This window comes from Enterococcus sp. E4-223, assembly GCF_035727065.1.
GTDB classification, from domain to species: Bacteria; Bacillota; Bacilli; order Lactobacillales; family Enterococcaceae; genus Enterococcus_B; species Enterococcus_B faecium.
Genome location: NZ_JAPMLH010000007.1, coordinates 24,633 through 36,560 on the forward strand (window position 1 = coordinate 24,633; position 11,928 = coordinate 36,560).

General features: G+C 35.6%; 11 protein-coding genes and 1 pseudogene. 11 read left to right on the plus strand and 1 reads right to left on the minus strand.

Features of this window, described 5'->3' with window-relative positions; all coding sequences use genetic code 11:
- The first annotated feature begins 66 nt into the window (after positions 1-66).
- The 11 genes and pseudogenes from OS139_RS10130 to OS139_RS10180 form a co-directional block, all read left to right on the plus strand.
- Complete coding sequence (locus OS139_RS10130) at positions 67-294, plus strand: heavy-metal-associated domain-containing protein (RefSeq protein ID WP_002294740.1); 228 nt, start codon at positions 67-69, stop codon at positions 292-294.
- A gap of 4 nt (positions 295-298) precedes the next feature.
- Positions 299-841 carry a ferritin-like domain-containing protein gene (locus OS139_RS10135; RefSeq protein WP_002331966.1) on the plus strand — a complete coding sequence of 181 codons (543 nt, stop codon included), beginning with the start codon at positions 299-301 and terminating at the stop codon, positions 839-841.
- A gap of 241 nt (positions 842-1,082) precedes the next feature.
- Positions 1,083-1,790, plus strand: coding sequence for a DUF4767 domain-containing protein (locus tag OS139_RS10140; RefSeq protein ID WP_002307843.1), 708 nt, complete (start codon positions 1,083-1,085; stop codon positions 1,788-1,790).
- A gap of 341 nt (positions 1,791-2,131) precedes the next feature.
- On the plus strand, positions 2,132-3,352 hold the full coding sequence (gene sstT, locus OS139_RS10145) for a serine/threonine transporter SstT (RefSeq protein WP_002304113.1): 1,221 nt from the start codon (positions 2,132-2,134) through the stop codon (positions 3,350-3,352).
- 146 nt (positions 3,353-3,498) lie between these two features.
- Complete coding sequence (locus OS139_RS10150; protein ID WP_002331965.1) at positions 3,499-4,134, plus strand: DUF998 domain-containing protein; 636 nt, start codon at positions 3,499-3,501, stop codon at positions 4,132-4,134.
- A 218-nt stretch (positions 4,135-4,352) separates the two neighbouring features.
- On the plus strand, positions 4,353-5,993 hold the full coding sequence (locus OS139_RS10155) for a BglG family transcription antiterminator (RefSeq protein ID WP_002331964.1): 1,641 nt from the start codon (positions 4,353-4,355) through the stop codon (positions 5,991-5,993).
- Positions 5,990-6,421, plus strand: coding sequence for a PTS sugar transporter subunit IIA (locus tag OS139_RS10160; RefSeq protein WP_002307848.1), 432 nt, complete (start codon positions 5,990-5,992; stop codon positions 6,419-6,421). Before OS139_RS10155 ends, OS139_RS10160 begins: the two co-directional genes overlap by 4 nt.
- Before the next feature lie 12 nt (positions 6,422-6,433).
- Positions 6,434-6,715: a PTS sugar transporter subunit IIB gene (locus OS139_RS10165; RefSeq protein WP_002292323.1), complete on the plus strand. Its 282-nt coding sequence runs from the start codon at positions 6,434-6,436 to the stop codon at positions 6,713-6,715.
- Positions 6,716-6,719: 4 nt separating this feature from the next.
- Entirely contained in the window at positions 6,720-7,970 is a 1,251-nt protein-coding gene (locus OS139_RS10170; RefSeq protein ID WP_002331963.1) for a PTS ascorbate transporter subunit IIC, read from the plus strand.
- On the plus strand, positions 7,971-8,711 hold the full coding sequence (locus OS139_RS10175) for a sugar isomerase domain-containing protein (protein ID WP_002307851.1): 741 nt from the start codon (positions 7,971-7,973) through the stop codon (positions 8,709-8,711).
- Between the two features lie 115 nt (positions 8,712-8,826).
- Positions 8,827-9,084, plus strand: a pseudogene (locus OS139_RS10180) (helix-turn-helix domain-containing protein); the annotation flags it as partial.
- Between the two features lie 20 nt (positions 9,085-9,104).
- Here OS139_RS10180 and OS139_RS10185 read toward each other — a convergent pair.
- Positions 9,105-11,825, minus strand: coding sequence for a YfhO family protein (locus tag OS139_RS10185; RefSeq protein WP_002307853.1), 2,721 nt, complete (start codon positions 11,823-11,825; stop codon positions 9,105-9,107).
- Between the last annotated feature and the right edge of the window lie 103 nt (positions 11,826-11,928).

An 11,928-nucleotide genomic window follows, 5' to 3' on the forward strand; every position in this document is an offset into this window, starting at 1 on the left:
ATCAATTTTTTTATGGAAGCTGTAATCTAGAATAAGACTATCAAGAAAAAGGAAGGAAGAACTACGATGAAAAAAATTATTATGCAATTAGATACACTAGCTTGTCCAAGCTGTATGCAAAAAATCGAACATGCGGTTTCTCAACAGCCTGGGGTAAGCAATACGAAAGTTTTGTTTAATGCGAGCAAAATCAAAGCAAACTTTGATCCAGATGAAGTCCACCCTGAACAATTAGCTGCAGTTGTGGAAAAATTAGGTTATGAAGTCCAATCAGCAAAAGTAAAAGAGGCGTAAATCAATGAATATAGTGGAAGAAAAATTTGCTCAAGAAACAAAACAAGCAGATATCGACCATCATAAACCAACTGCTGGCGCCATGGTGGGGCATGTATTAGCAAATTTTAAATTAGAAGAAATGAAATTGATCCAAGCACAATTGTATGTTTTGGGTACATCTTCGCAAGAATTAAGTACCCTTTTTTCAGAATATGCTGATCAAGAAGCGAGATGGTTCAATAAAATCTCTCATGAGTTAGTGATTGATAATGAAATCGTTCCGTCTACTTTAGAAGAAGTCATGCGTTATGGAAAAATTTACGAACATGGTCAAAACAAATATTTACCAGCCTCAACAATGTTGGAAAACTTTGCAAAAGATTTTGATTTCCAAAATATGTTTATCACACGGGCAATCAAGTTAGCTGAAAAAGAAGAAAAATATGGCTTGCAACAATTACTCGTTGAACTTTTAAGTTTCAATAAAGAAATCATCTACCAAGTACAAAGACTCCAAGGAAAAACTGTCCGACAAGATTTGGATGAGGAAGACTATGATGACTAAAAGTCTATGTTTCTTCAAATACAAATATAAAGCGTGAGAAAAACAGGAAAAAAACACGAAGTTTTGTCTTGAAAATAAAATAAAAAGAAGCACCCGCTGATGTTGTCTATAAGACATCAGCGGGTGCTTCTTAGTTTTTAAAAGGTTTAAAAGATGGATGAGAAAATACAAAAAATCAATAAAATCACATTGCTTATTTGATAGAATAAAGAAGTGGGAGTAATCGAAAGGAGTTTTTTAATTGAAAAAAAGGATTTTAGTAACAATTGGTCTAGCTTTTTTGTTAGCTGGTTGTACCAACGGGAATGAATCGAAAAAAGAATCAACAAAAGAAACAGCGAAAGCAACAATTGCAACTACTACAACAACTAGCACAGAGAGCAAGTCAACTGCAACAAGTACAGAAACAGCAGATACCTCTACTTCGTCAGAGTCTTCCAAAACGACTGAAACAACTCAAACATCTACTTCAAGTTCTTCTGTAGAGGCTTCATCTTCCTCTTCAGAAAGCAGCGAACAAGTCGAACAAACACTGTGGAATGCAGACAAAGCCGCACAATTAGAGGCATTTATGACCAAATGGGGCCAAACAATGGGACAACAATACAAAAGTTATACGAATCAAATGAGTGTGGACTTATATGGTCTTAAAGTCCCTCAAGCTATTTTGAACGGGGAGTGGAAGATGGCTATTGGTGGAGTGCCTGTTTCTGCAGAATGGTCAGAAAGTGGGACAGGTCAAGCAGATTATCAAATCACAGCCGTCTATTCCGATGCAGAGACAGAACCATATCTGAAAAAGCACGTCTATCTATTCGGGTTTCAGCAAAATCAGCCAAAAGTATTGGTGACACAACAAAATCAGGGGAATCCCGATAATTATCTTTACTTCAACGAGACAGCGAATAATGAATTGAAAAATGGCTTTAATCAAATCGTTTATGGGTAAGTAAACCAGTGAGAGTGAGAGAAAGAAGAGACTCAGTGGAAAATATTAATTGATTGCTATGTCTAAGAATTAAGATGAAGGATGAAATTTCTAGTTTCGTCCTTCATCTTAGTTACGTTTTACTTGGATAACTATAATAATAACGATAAATAGTTTTCTCTCGACTTCTTTAGAGATTGAATAAACCCTCCAATACTAAAATTGAATGTTGCAAGAGCATGAATTGCCAATTTTATTATTAGAATTTTTAGAAAATTGCACCTTTAGTTTCTTTAGATAAAATGATACAATGATTGTTAAAATTGTGAAAGGGTGGTCATTTGTTAGAGAAGTTTTTGGATATGTCGTTAGTTCAACGTATTGTTGTTGGTATTTTAGTCGGAATATTGTTTGGTATCTTTTTCCCCACGTGGACATTTATTTCAATATTGGGGACGTTGTTTGTCAGTTGCTTGAAGGCAATCGCACCTATTCTGGTTTTTTTCTTGACGATGGCGTCAATTGCCAAGCATAAAATTGGGAATAAGACATTCGTGAAGCCTATTTTGATCTTATATTTAGTGGGAACATTGCTTTCTGCACTTGTAGCAGTTATTGTAAGTTCAATTTTTACTGTTCCTATTACTTTACAAGAAACAGTATCTGAAAAAGCACCGCAAAGTTTGGAAAGTGTTTTATCTACTATGTTGACGAATGTCACACAAAATCCTGTTCAATCTCTTATTGATGCGAATTACCTTGGCGTTTTATTCTGGGCTGTATTGTTGGGACTAGCTTTTCGAGCACGTTCAGAATCGACAAAAGAGTTGGTGGATCAGATATCTATAGCGTTGTCACAAGTCGTACAAGTGATTATTGCATTTGCTCCGATAGGGATTTTAGGATTGGTTTATCAATCAATTGCTACGACTGGAATCGCTGGATTGGCAGAGTATCTGCAGCTTTTACTTGTTTTGATCGGTACGATGCTGTTTGTCGCATTAGTTGTGTACCCATTCCTCACGTTTTTGTTTATTAAAGAAAATCCCTATCCATTGATTTTCTTTTGTTTGAAAGAAAGCGCACTTCCCGCTTTCTTTACCCGAAGTTCTGCCGCAAATATCCCGATAAACATGATGTTGGCTGAAAGATTGAAATTGACAAAAGAGTCTTATTCCATATCGATCCCGTTAGGTGCTACGATCAATATGGGCGGTGCCGCGATTACCATTTCCTTGATGACGTTGACTGCTGTACATTCTTTAGGGATTGAAGCACCTTTTGTTTTGAAAGTCCTTTTATGTATTTTGTCTGCTTTAGCTGCTTGTGGAGCTTCAGGTGTTGCGGGCGGTTCACTGTTATTGATTCCATTAGCATGTAGTTTGTTTGGTATCTCTAATGATGTCGCGATGCAAATCGTCGGTATTGGATTTATTATCGGTGTTATCCAGGATTCAATGGAAACTGCCTTAAATTCGTCAAGTGATCTGTTGTTTACTGCAATAGGAGAGCTAGGCGCGCGTAAAAGAAGTGGGGAAAAAATCAAATTGAAAGATTGTTTAGATGGATTAAGTGAACGTTGAACGTTAGATATTTAGTATTTTTAAAATGATTCGAGTTTTTAATGAGTTATATAGATGTTCGTGTAAATAGAGGTTTCTGTTAAATCAAGACAAAGTCGTTTATAATAACAATTAAAAGCATAGGTAATTGTTATTGGAGGCGTATCATGGATTTTTTACGTAAATTTGGTTTTTTCTTTTTATTATTAGGCGTGCTGAGTGATTTTTTGACTCCGTACGTATTAGGATTGTATTATCCTGAATTAGATCAAATGAAGAGCGTGATCAGTGTATTTGGAGAGGTTTCCAGTCCTGTAAGAAAAGCGTTTCTTATTTGGTCTGTGGTTTCAGGGATCTTTTTCATCCTGTCATTGCCTGCATTGTATGCTGCATTTGTAAGTACATCTCGTGTGTTAGCTACCCTAGTTACAGCAGCCATCGCGTTCTATGGTATAGGTGATTGTATCTTTACAGGTGTGTTCAGTATCAATACCCATGAATCTTCGTGGAATGTCTCGACATGGGTCCATAATATCGGATCAGGTTTAGGTTACAGTGGTTTTTTATTGTTTCCAGTTCTTCTTTTCTTGATCTATCGAAAAAATGGGCAAATGGACGTAAGCCACTTATACCTTGGACTGTCTGTGATCAGTTTGCTTTTTGCGGCGATTTATGGACTGGCAAGAATTCCTTCTATAAATTCTTGGCCATTACTGAATAAAATAGGTTTTTGCCAAAGAATCAGTTTTTTCTTTAATTATGTGCCCATTGCCTGGTTGAGTATCTTGCATCTCAAACAGTAAAACTTGAGCCGTCAAATTGAACAGTCAGCGGATACTTCATCCGGTGGCTGTTTTTTGTTTTTCTGAAATATAGTTCCATAATTTTCTTGTAGAGCTTCTGTTTTAGCGTATATTAACTGAGAAAGAGTAGTGTATGATTTCTCAGGTTATTTTAATCTTTTATTTGGTCTAGTTCTCTTTATAAGAAAAAATTATAGTGAATATAGAAGGTGATGGAAATGAGTGTAATACAATATCAAGAAAGCAAACTACGAAGAGTAGCAATCCTGAACAGATTGTCCAATTTTGAGCATGTAAGTTACCAGCAACTTTCTGAAGAATACTATGTTTCCAGAAGCAGTATCGCAAATGATATTTCTTACATCAAATATGTATTTGCGAAAGAAGGGTTGAATCTCAGTTTTGATCGTTTCGGGACATATTTTGAAGGAAATGAAATACAGGTTCAGAAGGTACTGAAGCGTATGATCCTGAATCATTTTGATGAATTGGAGATCGTAAGAGAAATAGTGGATCGAAAGCTTCTAGCAATAGTCGAACGATCTTTTCGCGAGAGCATTGCAGACAAGCAAATTGAGATACCAGAAAGCTACTTTTCAAGTATCATTGTTTCGATCTTATTGATGATTCAGCGTTCAAGAGAAGGGAAGAAAATCAGTTTAAAAGGTAAAAATCAATATGGAAAGTATTTTTTAGAATTCAACAAATATCCCCTCGTTTGTGAATTGCTGCATCAGTTAGAGGAACAGCGTATTTACCAATTTTCGCAAGAAGAAGTACAGTATTTGACTTATGTTATTGTGGGAAGTGGTTTACGCTTTTTCATGAAAAATGAAATGATTCCTTTGGTATTTCGAGAAAAAATCCGGCAATTGATCCAAAAAGTGAGTAGAGGCATTCAGATAGATCTTACCCAAGATAGTCGTTTAGAAGAAGATCTGCTTGTACATCTGTATCAGCTGCTTTTACGTATTGAAGCTCAAACGACCATCGTAAATCCTTTGATAGATGAGATAAAACAAAATTATCCTTCTTTGTATGGTGTTGTCTGGTTTGCGTTAAATGATTTTCGCTGGCCTTATCAAGTAAGCTTGTCCGAAGATGAAGTAGGTTTTGTAGCTATCCATTTCCAAGCAGCAATCGAGCGTGTCAAACGATTAAATAGACTCTTATTCGTATGTCCCAATGGCATGGGAACCAGTTCATTTGTTTCTGCAAAAATCAGAAGAATCTTACCTGATATCGATAGTATCGAAACAGCATCTGTCGATAAATTGAACAGACTAGATTTGTTTGACGTAGATTTGATTATCTCCACTGTCGATATACCTAAACAAATTAGACCAGTAGTAAGAATTTCGCCAATGGTTACTGCTAGAGATATGAAACGTATCATGAATCATTATATCGATCTGGTCATAGATAACGAACAAATAAATATCGAAGGCTCGATATCTGAAAAAGTGAAACATCTTATTTCCTCTAATGTCTATTTTGATCACTTTGATTCAAAAGAAGCTGCTATCCGTTTTTTGGTTGATCAGCAACAGTTTGAGAATGAAGATTCAAAACAGCGATTTCTCCACTCTATTTTTGAGCGTGAGGAGATCCAATCAACATACTTGGAGAATGGTTTTGCTATTCCTCATGGCAATCCTAATGTCGTTAAACAAACTTCGGTTGCTGTATTGATAGCAGACAAGCCATTTTCATGGGGATATCAAAAGGCAGATATCGTTGTTCTGCTAATGATCCGAGAAGAAGATGTGAAAGAAGTCGAACCTGTGATGAAAATGGTCATGCAAGGAATAGAGGATAAAAATTGGTTTATTTCAAAAATGTTGGAGGTCAGAGAATGAGTACTATCAATAAATTGCTGCCGAAAAATCAAATCCAAGTAATAGAAACGGCTGAAAATTGGATTAAAGCAGTCGAAATCGCTAGTAATCCATTATTAAAAAACAAAATGATAACGCATACGTATTTAGAAAATATGATCAGAAGTGTAGAAGAAAATGGACCATATATGGTGTTGGCTGATTATTTTGCGCTGATGCACGCAAAACCAGGTCTTGGAGTAAACGAGCAAAGTATGAGTCTTTTAGTCGTAAAAGATGCCGTAGATATGAAAGGGAAACCAATCCATATTTTTTTGGTTTTAGCTGCCAAAAACCACGAAAGCCATCTGGAGAGATTAAAAGATATCATGGAAATATTTATGGACAATGAAAAATATCAAACGATTTTATCAGGAAATAAAGAAACAATCATTCAGTTATTTGCGTAAGGAGGAAGAAAAATGAAAATTTTAGCAGTATGTGGATTTGGTGTGGGGAGTTCTATGGTTTTGAAAATGTCTCTTGATAAAGTAATTAAGGAGCTTGGTTTAAAGGCGACAGTGGAAAATACAGATTTATCCACTGCCAAAGCAACGATGGCAGATGTTTATTTTACAAGTCATGAATTACTTCCAGAACTAAAAGCTTCTGTAAAAGCGCCTGTTTATCCTATTAAAAAGTATATGGATACTTCAGAAATAAAGGCGCAATTGGAACAATATCTAGCTGATAAGGGGGAATAAAAGAATGAATTTCATTAGTGAACACATCTTGAAGAATCCGCCCGTCTTGTTAGGTTTGATTGCGATGTTCGGGCTGATCATCCAGCGAAAATCATTTTCAGAAACGGTTAAGGGAGCTTTGACTGCTGCATTTGGCATGGTTGCTTTGACCGCCGGTGTCAATATGCTGGTCGGAACGATTTCTCCAATCAATATAGCTGTCCAAACACAGTTGGGTGTAGAAGTGACAGAAGGACTATCTGATGTGACGTTTACTGCAGAATATGGCGGGACGGTCGGATTAGCTATGTTTTTAGGATTGGTTATCCATTTATTGATTGCTCGGTTTACACCTGTGAAGACGATCTTTTTAACAGGTCATATGCTTTGGTGGTTTCCTTTCGTATTTGTAGCAGCTGGTGTGGAAGCAGGGCTGTCAGGGGGAGCATTGATTGGAATCAGCGGAATTTTATCGGCTTGTTATTGGTCTTTCATGCCTTGGATCATGCGCAAATATGTCTGGGATGCTACGGGAGATGATTCTTTCCTGATCGGTCATCCAACGGGTGTTTTGTCTTTAGTTTCAGGATTTGTAGCAAAACGAGTAGGAAATAAAGAAAAATCGACAGAAGATATCAAAGTACCTGAGAATCTTTCATTTTTCCGAGAAATCTCAATTACAGGTGCACTAGTCATGTTCTTGATGAATACCGTAGTTGGGATCATCGCACCTGTTTTAATACCAGAAGGGGATAATCTCCTGATGTTTTCGATTGAAGCAGGGTTGAATTTTGGTGCAGGACTACTCATTATGCTATATGGTGTCCGACTACTGATCAATCAAATCATTCCAGCGTTTCAAGGGATTGCAGAAAAAGTCGTACCGGGAGCGAAACCAGCATTTGATGTGCCTATTTTATTCAATTATCGACCAAATGCAGTGATTATCGGTTTTATCGTGGCAATGATCACTTCTACGATTTTAGTTGTTTTGGCGAATTCATTCCATCTATTCGGTGTGTTGCTTGTGCCATTAGTAATCACAAGTTTTTTTGAATGTGGTGGTGCAGCAGTCATCGGTGAAGGTCAAGGTGGCTTTCGTGGAGCGGTTGTCGGAACAATCGCAGCTTCATTTGTCATGGTCATATTAGCGGGTTTTTCAGCTATTGTTTTTAGTACGACAATCCAAAGCTGGATATTGATTTTCGGCGGAAATGATTTGTCGTTATGGGGAATGATCTGTAGAGGATTCAGCGGTTTGTTTGGAGGGTTCTAGATGTTCAAATATATGGATAAAATCAAACAGTTATTAGATTTGGTTGAAAAGGAAGAAAAAAAGTCAATCAAAGAAGCAATCGATGTATTGACCCAAGCGAATCTGCAAAAACGTTCGGTCTATATTTTTGGTGCTAGTCATGCTGGTATCTTAGCGGAAGAGATGTATTATCGGGCAGGTGGGATGATGACCATCAATGCTATCTTTGGTCGAGAAGTGATGCTAGATCGTTCCCCTATCACCTTTACCAGTCAAATGGAACGTTTAGAAGGATATGGAACGAACTTAGCAAAAACAGTTTCATTTAAAGATCAAGATATATTGATCCTTCACTCGGTATCGGGAAGAAACCCAATCATTATTGATTTAGCGTTAGCTGCCAAAGCGAAGGGCGTAAAAATCATTAGTTTGACGAATGTCCAATATTCACGATCGGTGACTAGTCGTCATTCATCAGGGAAACGATTGTTTGAGGTTTCTGATATAGTTATCGATAACCATGGGGATATAGGAGATGCTTGCTGTGAGCTGAAAGGTATCGTACAAAAAGCCGGTCCTTCCTCTACTGTAATCGGTGCAGCCATCCTCAATACGATCATCGTGGAAGTTTGCGAACAGCTTATTGCAAATGGGATAAAACATCCTCCTATATTTTATTCGGCGAATTTAGATGGGGGCGATCTGCGAAACGCAGAATTATATGAGGAATATAAAGAAGTGATTCATTATGAATTCATGTAATTCATAATGGCAATTTATCTTTTAGAATATAAGTGAAATAAAAAGGGACTGCGACAATGTACCGACCCCCAAAAGTTAGACCAAAAAATCTAACTTTTGGAGGTCGGTATTTTTTATGGCTAAGTATACTTTTGAACTTAAATTAAAGATCGTTCATGATTATTTGGATGGTAAAGGCGGAAGTGATTATCTGGCAAAGAAGTATTCCATTAAGGCTCCATCACAAGTGAAGCGCTGGATCAATGCCTATCAAGAATTTGGTGAAGAGGGTCTAGTAAGAAAGCGACAAAAGAAAAAATATTCTGTTCAATTTAAGCTGGATGCGATAGAGTTATATCTAACAAGTGAGCTGTCCTATCGTGAAGTTGCCCACTTCTGACACAATTTCTTGAATTATTTAAAAGAAAATCGTTTTTTCAAGATAATAGTGAATAAGAAGATGATCCATCCAACGATAGTGAGTATCCAACCTGTCGTTAAACCAGGTGTATGATAGATCAGTTTGATTTGATGATTACCTGGATTGAGGAGTAATCCTGTATACATATAATTCGATTGGATAATTGGTATTTTCTTTCCGTTATCATAAGCAGTCCATCCTTTTTCATAAGGGATGGTTAATAAAAGCAGTTTTTCTTTTTCCAGATTTAGTTCACCAGATACTTCATTTGCCGAAAAATGAACATTCTGAAGTGTGTTTTCCCTTAATTTAGCTATTTCCGTACTTAATTGACTATAGTCACGCGTATATAACTCAATAGAATCAACTGTATAGACTCCTTGATTTCTAAAGCTGACTTGAATAGTTTGATTAGGTTGCACTGCCCCTAAATTAAGTAAGGAATTTTTGATTCCTACGTACCATCCTTGATATTGATTTCGAAAATTAAACTCTTTTGACAGTTGTCCATAAGTTACTTTTAAATACGTGGCAGTCTCAGTTGGAAGAAATAATCCTGGTTGTGTATTAGGATAATTTATTCCCTTAAACCGTAGAAACAAATAATTATTTGTCAAATCAGATGGAGCGTCTACAGAGAACGTAACAGTTGCATTGTTCTTAGAAACGATATACTGATTTCCTTTTATCTCTACTCCATCCGTTTGCTGTATATGATCGTTCAGTTTTTTGATTCCTTTATCGGTAATCTGATTTTTCTTTAGACCAGAGATATCTTTATTTATAATAACACTTTTTGTCATACTATCCATAATAGCTAATGAACTAGTTTGAGTATCATTTTGTTTGATATAGGAATCGTACGTATAGCCAAAAGGTAGGAAATTTGTATTCTGATAGATTTCTACATCTTGACCATTTTTATTGATTGTTTGTAAATAAGTATAACCAAAAGGAATATCTTGATTAGTGTCAGTTTTTAGTTTTGCGTAATATTTGCTATTTGCTAAAGTGCCTAATTCTGCACGACTATCTAGCCCATAATATTCATAGTCACTGTTGATATTGTTCTCAATAGACTTATTGAAGGAAAAAATATTTTTATTTGCTAAACTAAAATAAAAATTCGTACTATTTATTCCCCTTAACAAAGCATTGTTTTCTTCGGAACGAGGATTTCCAGTTTTAGACAATTCATACCGAGACCAGTCAGTATCTTTATTGATAATATCTGAGATAGCTGAACTTTTTGGTGCCCAATAATCATTTTCTACGATATTTTTATCAGTATAACTGTTAATGATAAGGGGATTGATTTTGATATTTGTTTGAAAGGCTCCATAAACTAGAGCATTCAAAAATACCAGTATACTCAACGCGATTTTTGTTTTTTTTGAATTAGCAAACAATAAAAAGATAGTTGAATAGAGCAACAGGAAGATCAAACCGATATAAGGCGGTACATTTCGCTTATAGTTTGCAAAAGTGAAAAGGATAAAGAAAAAGAAAACAATAGAAGAAATATGCACAAACCGTTTTCTTTTTGATAAATCAGTTGCGGATTCAACTAAAACAGGTAAGTATTTTGCTGTTAGAAAAGCCCAAAAGAATGCATAACCAAACATCCAACGATTCGTGCTATAAGAGAATCCGTTGAAAAGACTACCAAAAAATGGAAAGAATAAGAAAATAGTCAACAAGCTAATGGCTAAAAGATCAAGTCTTGCATAATTATTTTTTTGCTTAGAACGATATAAAATAACGGATAATACAAAAATGATGATTGGGAAAAAGGCTGTAACAGTTGAGGCTTCTCCTCCGTAAACAGGTGAAATAAAGTTTTTCACAAAATTCAAATAAAATGATTTCGTGTAAAAAGGTAAGAGCGTTGAATGAATCTCCCCACGTCCAGCATTGAAAAATTGATTAATTACGGGAATGAAAATAACGGAGCCCATCATTATTCCTAATACGTAACTACCAATAGATTTGAATAAAAGAGAAAACAACACTTTATAGTCTTTTAAAGTATAAAGTTCAAAATATCTGTAAACAGCGTATAAAAAGATTAAGATAGAAAGCATATAAAAGAAATAAAAGTTGCTGATAACAGAAATGAAAATCATAAACGTAAAGAGTTTATATCCTCTTTTCTCGAAGATATACTCAAGCCCCAAACATAGCAATGGTAGATAAATCATCGGATTGATGAAGTAAGGGTGTTTCCAAGCAGAACTTAGTACGAAACCAGAGAATACATAAATGAACGTGGCGATAAAAGTTTGATAGTTGGCCATTTTCTTATATCTAAGAAAGATCGATATAGAGATTCCGGAAAAGAAAATGCGTAACATGATTGCTAATGAAAAGGCAAATTCTGCATACTTTGGTTTAGCAAATACTGCTAATAGTGAAAAAGGATCACCAATGATATAGTAATGTAATGTTCCTAAAATATCTTGACCATAACCAATACTAAAATCATAAGTTGGTATAGAAAAGTTATGATCAATCAAAATATTTTTGATTATTTCCCGAATATATTCGCCAAAATAAACAAATGAAACAAAGTGTTGGGATTGACCATCCCATAGCTCAACAGGGGCTTTTCCAGCAATAGGCCACCACATATAAAGACTAACGATAACGACCCATAAGCAGATGCTTAAAATAGAATAGTAAGTGAAAGCATCTTTTTTTAACAGTTTTTTCAAAACAAGTTCCTCCGATAATAGATTAAAGAATATATATCAAGTATAGACAATGAGAATTAGGAAAACTAGCATTATTTTAAAATGAGTATCTGAAAATCAAGGG